The 15730-nt window shown below is 33.1% G+C and carries 12 protein-coding genes; 2 read left to right on the top strand and 10 right to left on the bottom strand.

Going from position 1 to position 15730, the window contains the following annotated elements:
• Positions 1-2: 2 nt before the first annotated feature.
• The 3 genes from rfbC to J3U20_RS04140 all read right to left on the bottom strand — a co-directional run bounded on the left by rfbC (position 3) and on the right by J3U20_RS04140 (position 2301).
• Complete coding sequence (rfbC, locus tag J3U20_RS04150; RefSeq protein WP_160541747.1) at positions 3-560, bottom strand: dTDP-4-dehydrorhamnose 3,5-epimerase; 558 nt, start codon at positions 558-560, stop codon at positions 3-5.
• A 7-nt stretch (positions 561-567) separates the two neighbouring features.
• The gene (locus J3U20_RS04145; RefSeq protein WP_105296729.1) at positions 568-1056 is read right to left on the bottom strand and encodes an acyl-CoA thioesterase; all 489 of its coding nucleotides are present in this window, start codon (positions 1054-1056) and stop codon (positions 568-570) included.
• Positions 1057-1209: 153 nt separating this feature from the next.
• Entirely contained in the window at positions 1210-2301 is a 1092-nt protein-coding gene (locus J3U20_RS04140; RefSeq protein ID WP_160541746.1) for a DegT/DnrJ/EryC1/StrS family aminotransferase, read from the bottom strand.
• A 202-nt stretch (positions 2302-2503) separates the two neighbouring features.
• Between J3U20_RS04140 and der the strand changes: the two genes are divergently transcribed.
• Positions 2504-3811, top strand: coding sequence for a ribosome biogenesis GTPase Der (gene der / locus J3U20_RS04135; protein ID WP_160541745.1), 1308 nt, complete (start codon positions 2504-2506; stop codon positions 3809-3811).
• 67 nt (positions 3812-3878) lie between these two features.
• On the opposite strand, the gene J3U20_RS04130 is transcribed toward der, so the two are convergent.
• The 7 genes from J3U20_RS04130 to J3U20_RS04100 form a co-directional block, all read right to left on the bottom strand.
• The gene (locus J3U20_RS04130; protein ID WP_160541744.1) at positions 3879-5219 is read right to left on the bottom strand and encodes a quinol:cytochrome C oxidoreductase; all 1341 of its coding nucleotides are present in this window, start codon (positions 5217-5219) and stop codon (positions 3879-3881) included.
• A gap of 7 nt (positions 5220-5226) precedes the next feature.
• Complete coding sequence (locus J3U20_RS04125; protein ID WP_105296733.1) at positions 5227-5868, bottom strand: c-type cytochrome; 642 nt, start codon at positions 5866-5868, stop codon at positions 5227-5229.
• On the bottom strand, positions 5852-6394 hold the full coding sequence (locus J3U20_RS04120) for a DUF3341 domain-containing protein (protein WP_160541743.1): 543 nt from the start codon (positions 6392-6394) through the stop codon (positions 5852-5854). Before J3U20_RS04120 ends, J3U20_RS04125 begins: the two co-directional genes overlap by 17 nt.
• Positions 6381-7781, bottom strand: a complete 1401-nt coding sequence (gene nrfD / locus J3U20_RS04115) for an NrfD/PsrC family molybdoenzyme membrane anchor subunit (protein WP_160541742.1) — start codon at positions 7779-7781, stop codon at positions 6381-6383. Before nrfD ends, J3U20_RS04120 begins: the two co-directional genes overlap by 14 nt.
• 19 nt (positions 7782-7800) lie before the next feature.
• A complete protein-coding gene (locus J3U20_RS04110) occupies positions 7801-10992 on the bottom strand; it encodes a TAT-variant-translocated molybdopterin oxidoreductase (RefSeq protein ID WP_160541741.1) in 3192 nt (1063 codons plus the stop codon).
• Positions 10993-11018: 26 nt separating this feature from the next.
• Positions 11019-12341: a c-type cytochrome gene (locus J3U20_RS04105; protein WP_160541740.1), complete on the bottom strand. Its 1323-nt coding sequence runs from the start codon at positions 12339-12341 to the stop codon at positions 11019-11021.
• A 259-nt stretch (positions 12342-12600) separates the two neighbouring features.
• Positions 12601-13731 (bottom strand): ATP-binding protein, encoded by a 1131-nt coding sequence (locus J3U20_RS04100; RefSeq protein ID WP_160541739.1) that lies wholly within the window; start codon positions 13729-13731, stop codon positions 12601-12603.
• A 320-nt stretch (positions 13732-14051) separates the two neighbouring features.
• Here J3U20_RS04100 and dnaB point away from each other — a divergent pair, with 320 nt between their 5' ends.
• Entirely contained in the window at positions 14052-15608 is a 1557-nt protein-coding gene (dnaB, locus tag J3U20_RS04095) for a replicative DNA helicase (protein ID WP_160541738.1), read from the top strand.
• Positions 15609-15730: the final 122 nt, after the last annotated feature.

Genomic DNA, 15730 nt, shown 5'->3' with positions numbered 1-15730 from the left:
ATCTATGATAATTCAATGGGTTTGAATTCTTTAAAAGAAATCGCATTTAAGTCTTTTTCAGAAATAATTCTATCCCCTGCATCTATTCCCCAATCAATATTTAAATCTTTATCCAAAGGATTAACCCCCTGTTCACTTTCCTTATGATAAAATCCTTCACATTTATAAGCAAAAATAACTGATTCTGATAGTACTGAAAATCCATGCAAAAAACCTTTCGGGATAAACAATTGTTTTTTATTCGATGCCGATAATTCAACAGATATATATTGCCCGTACGTAGGAGAATTTTTTCGAACATCAACGGCGACATCAATTACTTTACCTTGTAATACATACACTAATTTAGCTTGAGAATAGGGGGGTAACTGCTGATGTAAACCTCTTATAACCCCATAAGAAGACTTAGAGACATTATCTTGAACAAAATTGGGTTTATATCCTACCTTTTTTTCAAATGTATCAAGATTGAACGTCTCCATAAAAAATCCTCGTGAATCTTCAAAAACTTGTGGTTTTAAAATATAGCATCCTTTAAGTGTGGTTTCAGTTACTATCATCTATTTTTTAACTAATTTTTTTATTTTGCTTTCTTAAACTTTCCACACGTTCCTCAAACAAATTTTCAGGTATACTTACACATATTTCTTGAAACAAATCCAAAAAATTTTGCGGTTGAACTTCAGATTTTCGGGTAGATAAGTTAAAATATATCAAAGTAACCCATAAAACAGCATGTGTCAAACTTTTGTCTTTATTTAACATTAACACTTCTACTGTATTAGTCCTGTCAGTATATTTTACTATTTTACTAGTAATTATAATATCTTTATTATACCTAACTTCTTTGATATAAGCAATCTGATTTTGCAAAGCAACCCATAAACATCCTGTTTTTTTAGATTGTTCAAAATTATCTAACTGATAATTATCTAAACAGTGATCTTCCCTAGCATTTAGCATATAATCAAAATAACGAAGATTAGAAAGATGACCTATAGGGTCACAATCTGCAAATCGTACTCTGTATTTAGACTCAGGTTCTTTTACTTTCATAATGTGAATTTAATGATTTACTATTTGATCATATTATTAAATTAAAATTAAATACAATTTAATTTGAAAGTTACTAAATATCTATAACTTACAAAATTTTCAAGAATCCCGTTTTAATTTATAAATGATTATTTTTTTAAAAATATAAAATTATTATTCACTATATCTATTTACAAGTTTTGTTATTATTTCCAATTCACTATTTTCTAAACCTACATATAAAGGCAGACATAAAATTTTTTCTGATATGGACTCTGATACTGACATTTTACTACCTTTAACATAATTTATTGTATTTAATGAAGGGTAAAAATAACGTCTGGGTACAATATTTTGTTCTGCTAATTTTTCTTGTACCCTTAATAGTATCTTTTCAGAATTAAATATAACGGGATAGTAGCTGTAATTCCACTTAGTATTTTCTCTTATTTGGAGTGATTTTAATTTACTAAAATCTAGTGATTCATCGTAAAAATCTACTACTTTTTTCCTTTCAGCAATTATATAATCTATATAATGTAATACTGACAAGCCCATCGCAGCTTGTAGTTCAGATATTTTAGCATTAATTCCTACATCATAAATATCATTGGTTTCAGTGTATCCAAAATTATGACTATAATTTAACCTTTTCATCAATTCGGAATCTTTGCAAAATATAGCTCCTCCTTCTCCTGTATGAAATAATTTGGTAGCATGAAAACTACAGGTACTTATATCACCATATTCGAATACGGATTTGCTGTCATGCTCTACTCCAAAACAATGCGCTGCATCATAAATAACCTTTATCTGATATTTCTTTGCAATTTTTTCAATTATTTTTACATTGCAAGGATTACCAAACACATGGGTTGCTAATATTGCCGTGGTTTTATCTGTAATTGCTTCTTCAATCTTATTTTCATCTATAGTCAGATGATTCGGATCAATATCCACAAACACCGGTTTACAACATTCCCATATAATGGCGGAAGTAGTAGCCACAAAGCTAAAAGGTGTAGTAATAACTTCTCCTCCCTTAGCAATATTTTTCAATGCTATTTGAATAGGGACGGTACCGTTATTAGTAACTAATATATTAGTAATATTTAAATACTTCTTGAGCTTCTCTTCAAGTTTTAAAACTAATTCACCTCTATTGGTCAGCCATTGGTTTTTCCAAACTTTATCTAAATATTCATTATATTCAGATAAAGGAGGTAAAAATACCTTAGTTACATTAATTCTTTTTTCCAAAATCAAAAAACGCCTTTAATTATTAAAATTTAAAAATCAAAAATATAACAAATTAATAATTCTCACAAAGAATACACATAATTTTATATCTAGAGCATAATTTATTAAACACAAACTTTTAAAACAATTATAATAGCCTCGATAACGTTTACATACTCCAAATATAAATCTGCTATTTATTTTTATTTACCTTTGCAAAAAATATGATATGTCAAATATTATAGCGCTTGTAGGAAGGCCTAATGTAGGAAAATCTACTCTTTTTAATCGATTACTACAAAAGAGGGAAGCAATTGTTGATAGTGTGGCCGGGGTTACTCGTGATCGGCATTATGGAAAAAGTGACTGGAACGGCGTCGATTTTACTGTTATTGATACTGGAGGTTATGTAGTTGGATCTGAAGATATTTTCGAAGAAGAAATAAGAAAACAAGTTGAACTTGCCGTAGATGAAGCTTCTGCGATTATATTTTTAGTTGATGTAACAGAAGGCATCACCGATATGGATAAAGAGGTTTCCAATCTTTTAAGAAAGACTGACAAACCGGTCTTTTTAGTTGTTAACAAAGTGGACAATGCTATGTTGGAAACGGAAGCCATGGAGTTTTATTCATTGGGAATGGAGAAATATTATACTATATCAGGAATGACAGGTAGCGGTACAGGAGATCTGCTGGATGATATAGTTGCCACATTTAAAGAGGAAGATTACGTAGACCCTTTTGAAGGCTTGCCGAGAATAACCATTGCAGGAAGGCCTAATGTGGGAAAATCAACATTTACCAATGCCTTATTGGAAAACGAGCGTAACATCGTAACAGATATAGCCGGTACTACCAGAGACAGTATCGAAACCTTATATGAAAAATTCGGATATAAATTTGTATTGATAGATACTGCCGGTATGCGGAAAAAAACTAAAGTAAATGAAAACCTTGAGTTTTATTCCGTAATGCGTTCCATACGTTCAATTGAGGATTCAGATGTTGTAATCTTAATGATAGATGCAACCTTAGGTTGGGAAAAACAAGATATGAACATCTTATTTTTAGCTCAAAAATACAGAAAAGGAGTTGTAATCGTCGTTAACAAATGGGATTTAGTTGAAAAAGAAACCAATACGTTAAAACAATTTGAAAATTTTATAAAAGAAAAGATTGCTCCATTTACGGATGTACCCATTATTTTCACCTCGGCTATTACTAAACAGCGTGTGTATAAAACGGTAGAAACTGCCATGAAAGTTTATGAAAATCGTTCACGCAGGATTAAAACCAGTAAATTAAATGAAGTCATGCTTCCTATAATTGAATCTACACCCCCGCCAAGTATAAAGGGTAAATATATAAAAATTAAATACTGTACTCAGCTTCCCACCAGAACTCCACAATTTGCATTTTTTGCAAATTTACCGCAATATATCAAAGAACCCTATAAACGATTTATTGAAAATAAATTACGTCAAAATTTTGAATTGACAGGTGTTCCGATTGAAATATATTTCAGACAAAAATAAATTCCATAATAAATAAAAAGCATCTCATGATAGAGATGCTTTTTTTTATAATAAATACTTTTAATGATTAGAAAGGATATTCAAATAATTCACTTTCATGATAGTATGGATTACCTTTAGCTTCTAAATTAAGCTTACTTATAGAATACATTACAGTAAATATAAATAGTCCCAACATAAAAATAAAAGCCCCGATTTCTAATAATCCTATACCCCAGAAAGCACCAACAGTTCCCGGCATAATAATATTAAACATATCCAAATAATGACCGAATAGTACTACACAAGCCATAATAGGAACAATGACATAATTTCTCTTCACTTTACTGCTGACTAATATCAAAAACGGTAAAACTAAATTCGGGATCAACATGGTAAAATAAGTAGGTCCATATAATTTATATCTTCCAAAGAAATATACCGTTTCCTCAGGAATATCAGCATACCAATACAACATGAATTGCGCAAACCACAGGTAAGACCATAAAAGGCTAAACCCAAACAAAAATTTAGCAAGATCATGCATATGGTTATCGTTAAATGCCGGTAAAAAACCTTTCTTTTTCAGATATATGGAAATAATCAACATCACTCCAACGGAAGAAACCAAACAGCTGATTAATACATACCACATATATAAAGTGGAATACCAATGAGGATCAATGGACATTAACCAATCCCATGCCCAGCAAGCGGACGCCAAAGCAAAGAAAACAATAGCACCTACGCTCCAGTTATAAACTTTTTTATAATCGGAAACATCTTTAGTTTCATCCAACTTTCTCGTTAGAGATTTTATTTTCCATAAAAAGAAAATACATCCGGCCACATAAATCAGCGTTCTAATAACAAAAAACGGTCTATTTAAAAACGGTTCTTTAGATTTTATAAGCAAATCGAAATGCGAAGAATTAGGATCGGTTAAAGAGGGATCCATCCAATGATATAAATGATTTAGTCCTCCGTGTTCACCACCATATGATGAAAGAAAAATAAATACAACCATTAATAAGCCGCCTACAGGTAGAAACGAAGCAATACCTTCCATTACTCTGATAACAACAATAGACCAACCGGCATTACCTGCATGTTGGACAGCAGCAAAAAACAAGGCGGTAGCTGAAATACCGAAAAATAACATCAAAGACACAAAAAATGCAGACCACGGCCTGTTATGAATTTGATGTTCAGCATGTTCAATATGTTCTTTAGAGTGCGCAACATCTCCTTTATAAACTGAATTCATGGGTTGAGCTCCCGCTAATTCTTCATTATGATGTAAAATTTCCTTAACAGCATGTTCATCTATACGTGAATTCTGATAATACCCTATACCAAAGGCTATCAATCCTACTACGATTAATACTATGGACGTTAATTTAAGACTTGATGAAAATGTATATCTCATAGCTGTATTATTGTTCTGTTGTTTGTGTCTGTTCTGCAGAGTTTGATGTTGCAGAAGGTTTAAATTCGTTAATTACATATTCTGCAACTCTCCACATATCTCCGGGTAAAAGTTGCCCCGCATAAGATCCCATGGCATTTCTTCCGTGTTCCATAACATAATGTACAGATCCGACTGTTATATCCCTATCTTTATAATTAGGTACTCCCGAAAATGCTCCGGATTGAACAATATCACCTTGTCCGTCTCCGGCTGTACCATGACAAGCCGAACATGTTTTTATATATAAATCTTTTCCTCTGGCTAAGTCTTTATCTTTGTTTAAAGGGTTTAGCGGTGAAACCGTTATTTTTTTAGAAGCATCATATCCTTCAGGAGTATTTGGTAAATCCATAGGTAAAATTCCTTCGGGATTTTGAGCTATGGTTCCGGGTACAGGCGCTAACGCGGTTGCTCCTCCTTGCTTTGAAAATAAAGGAACCGTCGTTCCTTGTTCTCCATAAGCAATTACTGCCTCTTGATAAGGATCATAGGCTACCGGATAGTACATATCTGGAAAATAAACCAAACTGGGTTTTTTCTTACTACAAGAAATTATAAACAAACTTCCTGTTATAGCAAAAAGAATATATTTAGTTATTTTTTTCATCTTCAATTTTTTTTACAGTTATTTCCTCAACACCTGTAGCTATCAAAATTTCCTTTACTTGGTCGTAATTTTGATTAGAAATTTCAACTAAAAATTTATCATCGGTAGTCCTTGGATCTGGATTTTGAGCTTTTTGTCCCGGATAATGTTTGTTTAAAATAAGGTATGTTATGGACATGAGGTGAGCGGCAAAAAATACTGTCAGCTCAAACATAATTGGAATAAAAGCCGGCATATTTTCTGTCCAAGTAAAACTCGGTTTTCCTCCTATATTTTGCTGCCAATCATAATTCATCGTATACCAAGTAAGCACAGAAGCAACAGCTAACCCCATAGCTCCATAGAAAAAAGCAAATTCAGACATTCTCGATTCTTTTAATCCCATTGCCTTATCTAATCCATGTACCGGAAAAGGTGTATAAACTTCATTAATTTCAATTCCTCTATCACGAAGTTGCTTAACCCCATCTATAAGGAGATCATCATCTCCGTATAAACCGTAAATAATTGTCTTAGTGGTGCTCATTTTCTAAATGATGTTTTTTAAACCCTTCACTTGATGTTTTTATAATTGTCTTCAATTCTGCCTGAGCTATAACCGGGAAAGTTCTAGCATACAACAGATATAATACTGAAAAGAAACCTATCGTTCCGATGAATATTCCTACGTCTACAAAAGAAGGTTGGAACATTGTCCATGCACTCGGTAAATAATCACGTGACAGATTGATAACAATAATGTCAAATCTTTCAAACCACATACCGATATTTATAACAATGGAAACAATGAAAGTCCATAGAAAATTTCTTCTTAATTTTTTTATCCAAAGAGAAGCAGGAATTAATACATTACAAAGGATTAATAACCAAAATGCCCACCAATATGGTCCAGTGGCAGCTCCAACTGAGAAATAAGTAAAATCTTCATATCTGCTACCTGAATACCATCCGATAAAGAATTCCGTAATATAAGCTACTGTTACCATTCCTCCCGTCACAACAATTACAATATTCATATATTCGATATGCTTTTGAGTGATATAATCCTCTAAATGACATACCTTTCTCACCACGCTAAGCAAGGTTTGAACCATAGCAAAACCGGAAAATATAGCACCCGCAACAAAATACGGCGGATATACTGTTGAATGCCATCCTTTAATAACTGAAGTTGCAAAGTCAAAGGAAACAATGGTATGAACAGAAAAAACTAAAGGAGTTGCAAGACCTGCCAAAACTAATGAAACTTCCTCAAATCTTTGCCAATGCTTGGCTTTTCCTCCCCATCCAAAACTTAATATAGTATAAATCTTTTTAGTTACCGGTTTAACCGCTCGATCTCTAACCATGGCAAAATCAGGAATTAGTCCGATATACCAAAATACCACAGATACCGAAAAATAGGTACTGATGGCAAATACGTCCCATAATAAGGGGGAATTGAAATTAGGCCATAAAGTTCCGAACTGGTTAGTTATAGGAAATACAAAATAAGCTAACCATATACGCCCCATATGAATACATGGGAACATGGCAGCCTGAACCACCGCAAAAATAGTCATGGCTTCCGCAGAACGGTTAATGGAAAGTCTCCATTTTTGACGGAAAAGCAATAATACAGCAGAAATCAATGTTCCTGCATGACCTATCCCTACCCACCAAACGAAATTTGTTATATCCCATCCCCAATTTATCGTTCTGTTTAGTCCCCATACCCCTATTCCGGTACCTATCGTATAAGCGATACACCCTACACCATAGATAAAGGCTACTAAAGCAATATAAAAAGCAAACCACCAAAGTTTCCCGGCTTTGGTTTCAATAGGACGGGCAATATCTTCCGTAATGTCATGATAGGTTTTATCCCCTAAAATTAACGGCTCGCGAATAGGTGCTTCGTAATGTCCTGACATAGTAACTTTCTTAAAATTTTTATGATTCTTTTCTATTCCTAATTTTGTGCTGATAGAATACATTAGGTTTTGTTCCTACTTCTTCTAACAATACATATTTCCTTTTATCTTTTGATAGCCTTGCAATTTCTGATGAAGAATCATTTATATCTCCAAATTTAATTGCTCCGCTAGAACAAGCCAGTGAACATGCTACTTGAAATTCTCCATCTTCCACTTTTCTGCCTTGTTTTTTAGCCTCTAAAATGGTAGCCTGAGTCATTTGTATACACATGGAACATTTTTCCATGACTCCTCTGGAACGAACAACGACATCCGGATTTAATACCATTCTTCCTAAATCATTATTCATATTATAGTCAAACTTATTGTTAAGCGCGTAGTTGAACCAATTGAAACGACGTACTTTATACGGACAGTTATTGGCACAATAACGGGTTCCTACACATCGATTATAAGCCATATGATTTTGTCCTTGTTTTCCATGAGAAGTAGCCGCTACCGGGCAAACAGTTTCACAAGGTGCATGATTACAATGTTGACACATCACCGGTTGGAAAATTACATCCGGATTAGTTGGATTCGGTTCAATTAATTCCTTATACATAGGAACTTGATCCAAATTATCCAAGATTTCTTCTTTTTGCTCTATTTGCTTTTTAGAAGAATAATATCTGTCTATCCGTAACCAATACATGTCTCTTGACATCCTTATTTCTTCTTTTCCAACTACGGGAACATTATTTTCGGCTTGACATGCTATAATACAAGCACCACATCCGGTACATGCATTTAAATCAACCGAAAGGTTAAAATGTGGACCGTCTGTACTGTCATAATCTCTCCATAGATCTACTTTATTCATAGGAACTTCTCCTACGTATGAATCCATTTTTAACGGCTCATTCCATTCTTTAGGATCCTCGTTTAAGAAAGTATCTAAGGAAACTTCTCTTGCTATTTCATACCTACCCATCAAGGTACCTTGCATTTGCATTGATGCAAATTCATGCATTCCTTGAGTCGGTTTAATAGTTATGTTATATTGAATTAAATTAGAGTTAAGATAAAAAGGATAGGCATTTATTCCGGTTTGACCTACTTTTCCTGATTTTGATTGGCCGTATCCTAAGGCTAATCCAATCGATCCTTTAGCTTGTCCCGGTTGAATTAATGCCGGAACACTTTTTATTACTTTTCCATTAACCGTTAAATCTACTAAGGAACCATCCAATTGCATTCTGCCATTGATCTCATTCTTAATTCCTAATTGTTTAGCATCTTCTAATGAAATTGTAATATAGTTATCCCATGCTAGACGAGAAATAGGGTCCGGCAACTCTTGCAACCAAGGATTATTTGCTTGAACTCCGTCTCCAATAGCTGTTTTAAGATATAAGTTTAATTCAAAAGTTCCCGCTTTAATAACTGCTAAGTTAGATAATGCCTGTTCCGCATTTCCTCCGATTACATTTAATTCTGTAATTTCAGATGTTTCATTGTATCCATTATATAAAGCCTGATTAAAACTATAACCTAATTTAGTTCCTAACTGCGTTTGCCAATATTGTTTTAAATAATTATAATAAGCATTGGTTTGCTGAGGCGTTGCTGTTGTAGTATAGGTAGAATTAAACGGAGTGGTTGCATTTTGAACCGTATCTTTTATAGATTGAGTAGCTAAAGAATCAACCGATGGAGTCGAACCAACGGGAGCAACTGTGATATTTTCCTTAACCGCATTTGTTTGTAATCCCGCATTTCTCCAAACCAATAATGAATCTTGAAATTGACGAGTATCAAAAATTCTTTGGATGGTTGGTTGTGATAATAAGTAAACTCCTGTTGCCGGATTTAAATCTCCCCATGATTCTAACCAATGAGGAACCGGTGCAATGGCTTTACATATAGAAGCTGTTTCATTTTCATATTCTGAAAGAGATACAGAACAATTTACCTTTTTAAATAAATCTTTCAGTTTTTCTCCCTCTGAATATGAATAAATCGGATTGGTATTAAAGTTAAGTAATACTCCTACTTGTCCAGTTGACAACCAAGATAGTAATTCCGAAAAACGTGCATCATTGGATTCTTTAGTCAATAATACTTTATCCTTTCTAACTGCTAATGAATTTAATTTTTGATTTATCAGATTGGCTATCACATAGGCTGATTTATCGCCTTCCGCAAATACAACCGCTTTTGAACCTTTTTTTGTAAGTTCTTTAGCTATTTTTTGAGCAGTAGGATTGGAAGAAGTTCCATCCAATGCTTTATACACTTCACCCAATAATTTTTGAACTTCCGAAGGTTTTAACGGCATTCTTTCATCGGAACTAGCCCCTGATAAACTTAAATTGGATTCAATTTGAATATGCTTAAGCATAGTTTTCCCCGGGGTTTTGGCCTTGGCATAATCTGCCTCAAAATGTCCTCCATTCCAATCATTCAAAAAATCAGCACCAAAAGAAACCAATAATTCAACTTTAGTTAGATCATATAATGGTAAAGCTCTTACTCCATAAACCTCTTCTGCAGCATCTAAAGCCGGTGAATATGAAATCGCATCGTAAACGACATGTTCTGTGCTTGGGTATATGGTTGTAAAATCTTCAATGATTTTTTTAGTGGAGGGAGAAGGAAAAGATGGTGTTAAAATTACAATCTTTTTACCCGAAACCTTAGCTGCCTGTAATTCTTTATTTACATAGTCATCTAATGATTTCCAATCGGTTTCAGATCCATTCAGTTTAGGTGTTTTAGCTCTGTTATTGTCATATAATGAAAGAACAGATGCTTGACTTCTGGCTGTGCTTTCACCAAAAAAGGCAGCATTTTTATTACTTTCAATTTTAATGGGTCTTCCTTCCCTTGTTTTAACTAAAACACTGGCAATGTCAAATCCATTGTAAAGAGTTGAGGCGTAATAACTGGGTACTCCCGGAATGATACCTTCGGGTTTAACCACGTATGGTACCGATTTAATAATTGGAGCTTCACAGGCTGCTAAAGTTACAGCTGCTGTTCCAAAACCTAAGAATTTTAAGAAATCTCTTCGAGAAGTTTTTGTAGAATACATTGCTTGATCATCTCCTAAAAATTCATCGATAGGAAGCTCTTCTACAAATTCATTTGCTGCTAATTTCTCTGGTAGTGAAGGATCTTGTAATTCTTCTAAACTCCTAAATTTTATTTTATCTTTTGAAGCCATAATGATCTTCTGATGATTTTAATTAATTAATAATGACATTTACCGCATTCTAAACCTCCTATGGCATCTACCGTTATTTTAGATTTATCTTCTCCATATTCTTTCTTCAATTTTTCATGAAGTTTATTGAAGTAAGCTGCATTATATCCATTGGTCATATCGACTTCTGTAGTACGGTGGCAATCTACACACCATCCCATTGTGAAATCATTCGCCATTCTTACAACATTCATGGTATCTATGGAACCATGACAGGCTTTACATACCACGTCAATTTGATGATTCGGGTTCTTTTTATTGAAATCGGCTATTATTGTTTTTTCTCCTGCTACTACGTGTTGTGAGTGATTAAAATATACGAAATCCGGCATATTATGAATTCTTTCCCATTTCACCGGTTTTTGTTTACCTGTGTATTTTTGGTTTTCTTCATCCCAACCAATATGGTCATAAATTTTCTTAATTTCAGCAGTATAGAATTCTTTAGATTTGCCCGGTTCGATATATTTGCCGGTATATTCGCTGATATTTCTATGACAATTCATACATACACTTAGAGAAGGAATTTCGGAAACTTTCCCATATTTTGCTCCGGAATGACACAATTGACAATTGATTTTATTTTCTCCTGCATGAATTTTATGTGAAAAATAAATAGGTTGATCCGGTTCATAACCTTTATCTACTCCTATTCCCATCAACCAAGCCCATAATCCGTAAAAGGATAAGGCTAATAGTAAAGTTACCAATCCATACAAGACTCCTTTATATTGTACATAAAATTGTGAAAAAGTTCTAATTCTTGTAGATTCAAGTTCTGATAATTCAGCGCTGGAGGTTTTTAGTTTTACTAGCTTATTGATTTTCAGTAAGGTAAAAATCAATATTACCCCTATTGAGGCAAAGGAAAGTAAAATATAGTTAAGATCATTTGATGTTTTCTTTTCAACTACGGCGGGAGCAGCTTCTTCCGGTGGAGCCGGTGGATTTTCAAGATAGGCCAAAATATCATCGATATTTTGTACTGATAATCTGCCTTCGAAAACATCCATAGCAATTTGATTGTTCTCTTCGAAGATTTTATTCGCACGCTTATCTCCACTTTTTCTTAAGGCTTCATTATTCATGATCCATTTTTGGATCCATTCTACATCAGCGCCTTCTTCAGTTAATTTTGTTACAATTCCTTTTAGTGCAGGTCCTGTAAGTTTTCGGTCTAACGCGTGACAAGCGGTACAATTGTCTTTGAATAATTTCTCTCCATTCTTTACATCTCCATTTACTTTCTGCGCTAAAACAGAAACACTTGTAAAGAGAGTCAGCATACAGACTGCTATAATTTTATTCATAATAATTGATTTCAATTGAATGAAACTTATTTATAATATAATTGTCCCATTAAAAGCGACTTATGCAAAAATAAAAATATGCTCTATATTGCCAAATGTTTTTTTTAACATATCTTTTAGTTTTTGTTAATTTGTAATTATTCTAAATAACGATCGCTTTTATCTAGCTGTTAAACAGCTTATTAAATTGAAATACACGCAAATAACCTTTCTAAAAACCAGATGTAAAAACAGCTTTTTTTATCTTATACGGCAAAATTTACTCATTTTTTCTAGCCAAAAATCGTGTTAATTTAATACCCATATCTAAAAAAATGATTTTAGCACTTCCATTTCTTTCAATATGAAAAAATGCGTTATTAATTTCTTCTAAAATATCTTCTATATTTTTCCCGTGAACAAAATGACTAAAATTATCCCATTTAAAGTTTTCATATGTTAATGGATTATTTACTAAGCTTGATGATTCGTAATTTTGAAGTAAGGCTTGTCTAAAAGTTTCGGCACAAAATTGTAAGAAATTCTTTTGTTTTTCTCTACCCCAAGCAGATATTTCTAAAGACCAATCTACTATTTCTCTTAAAAATTGTGGTTTTTTAGGAGCCATAACCGCTGCACGGTTCCATCGAATAAAATATTTCTCGAATTCTTCTTGTAAGGTATTGTTTTTTATTAGCTTACAAGCTACATCCCAATCGCCATCAGCTCTTTTTGCTAAAATATCGGCCGTTTCTTTGTCTAAGGAAAACCTATTTTGTAAATGATCGGATATTTCATTGTTTTCCAAAGCATTAACAGTTATTTTTTGACAACGAGACAATATGGTTGGAAGAATTTTTTTATCATCTTCAGCAATGAGTATAAACAAAGTTTTTGCAGGCGGTTCTTCCAATATTTTAAGTAATTTATTGGCAGCTTCTACTCTCATAGTTTCTACCATCCAAATTATTTGAACTTTATATCCTCCTTCAAAACTTTTTAAGTTTAAGTTATCAATAATATTTTCAATTTCTTTAACAGAGATGATCCCTTGTTTTTTATCTTCATTAATATATGCATACCACTGGTTTATATCCCTATAAGGATCTTCGATAATAAACTCCCTAAACTGTTTAATGTAGTCAGAGCTTATGGCTTCTTTTTTTTCTGTTGTATTATTAATGGTAGGAAAAGATAAATGCAAATCGGGATGTTGTAATCGATTGATCTGTAATAAACATTTTTCAGATTGTTTGCAAATAACTTCTGAAGCATAGGCAAGTGCAAGCGGTAAAACTCCGTAACCCGGTTTTCCTATATACAGTTGCGCATGGCTAATTCTATCTTCCTTGATTGAATTTTGCAATTGCTTTTTTAAATTTTGCTGACCTATTATTTCATCCCATTTCATGTAAACAAAGATAGATCAACTTTTCTAATTCACTTACTTTTATATAATAATTGAATCACTTGGTAGGTTTACTTTTTTATCTTAGGCTTAATAAATTTAGTTTTATATAGACTGACAATCGATAGCCGGAAATCGTTTCCATTATTTACTAAAATGAATAAAAGACAGCATATCTCTAAATTGTTCATAAGTTGTTTAGATGAATTTACATATATGAATAATTATTGCAATAGTTTATTAAAAGTTATATCTGACTTCTAAAAAATTGTTTAGAAAAAAGATAGGTCTACCTTATAATTTTGCATATTTTTGAAATTGATATGGAACAACTAGAATCTAAATACAATAAAATTCCTAAATCCAACAAAATCATTAACTTAGAAAAAGGAAAGCTTCCCCCTCAAGCTATTGATTTAGAAGAAGCTGTACTAGGTGCCATGATGATCGATAAAAAAGGGTTAGATGAAATTATAGATATTTTATCTCCCGAAGTATTTTATAAAAAAGAGCACCAACTAATATATGAAGCCATTGAAGATCTTTTTAAGCAAACAGACCCTATTGATATTCTTACTATATCCAATAAATTACGATCTCAAGGTAATTTGGAGGCTGCAGGAGGTGATTTTTATTTGATTCAACTTTCCAACAAAATATCTTCTTCGGCTCACATTGAATACCATTCAAGAATTATTCTTGAAAAATATATACTTAGGAAACTCATCGAAATATCATCTAATATGATTGAAAAATCGTATGATGAAACTTCAGATGTTTTCGATTTGTTGGATTATTCTGAAAGTCAGTTATATGAAATTACCAACGGTACTTTGAAACGAACTTTCAATGAAGCGAAAAACTTAGTTTCCAATGCTTTAAAAAAGATTAAATCTTTAGAATCTAAACAAGGAATGAGCGGTATTCCTTCAGGATTTAAGCATGTGGATAAAATTACTGCCGGTTGGCAACCTTCGGATCTTATAATTATTGCAGCAAGACCCGGTATGGGTAAAACGGCTTTTATTCTTTCCATGGCCAGAAATATTGCCATAGGGGCAGAAACTCCGATCGGTGTATTTTCATTAGAAATGTCCGCAGAACAGTTGATGATGCGTATGATATCCAGTGAAACCGGAATAGAATCTGAAAAGTTGAGAAAAGCCAATTTATCCGAATTAGAGTGGCAACAACTTTATTCCCGAGTTAATAAATTGGAAAATGCGCCGATATTTATAGATGATTCTCCCGGGATTTCTGTTTTCGATTTGAGAGCTAAAGCTCGTAGACTTGTTTCTCAGCATGGAGTAAAAATGATTATGATCGATTACCTCCAATTAATGTCGGCAGGAGGAAAAGGTATAGGAAATAGGGAGCAAGAGATTGCTACGATTTCTCGTTCATTAAAAGCTATTGCTAAAGAGCTTGAAATACCTGTTATAGCACTTTCGCAGTTATCCCGTTCTGTGGAAACTCGCGGAGGAAGTAAAAAACCTTTACTTTCGGACTTGAGGGAATCGGGGGCTATTGAACAGGATGCCGATATTGTAACCTTTATATATCGACCGGAATATTACAAATTAGATACTTGGGAAGACGGAACACCTTGTACAGGTCAAGCAGAATTTATTATTGCAAAGCATAGAAACGGTGCTCTGGAAGATGTTCGATTACGTTTTACGAGTTCTCAGGCTAAATTTTCGGATATAGATGAAGATTATTTTTCCGTACAGGAAAGTATAAGTTCTACCACTTTTGAAAGTAAAATCAATGATGAAACTTCATTTGACAGTTCCATAAATATTCCATCTATTAATCCTAGCGATTCGTTTGGAATTGATGATACTATTGATGATCAGGATTCTGATATGCCTTTTTAAAACTTTGGCAGCATCTTGTGAATCTTCTGCGTATTTTTAGCATTTAAATCAAGTATAATAAAAATAAAAAACACTCACTATATAGTGAGTGTTTTTATTATGATAACGAAAATATTATTAAA

The organism is Apibacter sp. B3919, assembly GCF_026537405.1.
GTDB lineage: Bacteria > Bacteroidota > Bacteroidia > Flavobacteriales > Weeksellaceae > Apibacter.
This window is presented reverse-complemented; position numbering and strand designations above follow the sequence as displayed.

Bases quoted from the DNA above. Each gene is read 5' to 3' on its own strand.
- rfbC (WP_160541747.1), bottom strand. From the start codon at position 560: ATGATAGTAACTGAAACCACACTTAAAGGATGCTATATTTTAAAACCA.
- J3U20_RS04145 (WP_105296729.1), bottom strand. From the start codon at position 1,056: ATGAAAGTAAAAGAACCTGAGTCTAAATACAGAGTACGATTTGCAGAT.
- der (WP_160541745.1), top strand. From the start codon at position 2,504: ATGTCAAATATTATAGCGCTTGTAGGAAGGCCTAATGTAGGAAAATCT.
- J3U20_RS04130 (WP_160541744.1), bottom strand. From the start codon at position 5,219: ATGAGATATACATTTTCATCAAGTCTTAAATTAACGTCCATAGTATTA.
- J3U20_RS04125 (WP_105296733.1), bottom strand. From the start codon at position 5,868: ATGAAAAAAATAACTAAATATATTCTTTTTGCTATAACAGGAAGTTTG.
- J3U20_RS04120 (WP_160541743.1), bottom strand. From the start codon at position 6,394: ATGAGCACCACTAAGACAATTATTTACGGTTTATACGGAGATGATGAT.
- nrfD (WP_160541742.1), bottom strand. From the start codon at position 7,781: ATGTCAGGACATTACGAAGCACCTATTCGCGAGCCGTTAATTTTAGGG.
- J3U20_RS04110 (WP_160541741.1), bottom strand. From the start codon at position 10,992: ATGGCTTCAAAAGATAAAATAAAATTTAGGAGTTTAGAAGAATTACAA.
- J3U20_RS04105 (WP_160541740.1), bottom strand. From the start codon at position 12,341: ATGAATAAAATTATAGCAGTCTGTATGCTGACTCTCTTTACAAGTGTT.
- J3U20_RS04100 (WP_160541739.1), bottom strand. From the start codon at position 13,731: ATGAAATGGGATGAAATAATAGGTCAGCAAAATTTAAAAAAGCAATTG.
- dnaB (WP_160541738.1), top strand. From the start codon at position 14,052: ATGGAACAACTAGAATCTAAATACAATAAAATTCCTAAATCCAACAAA.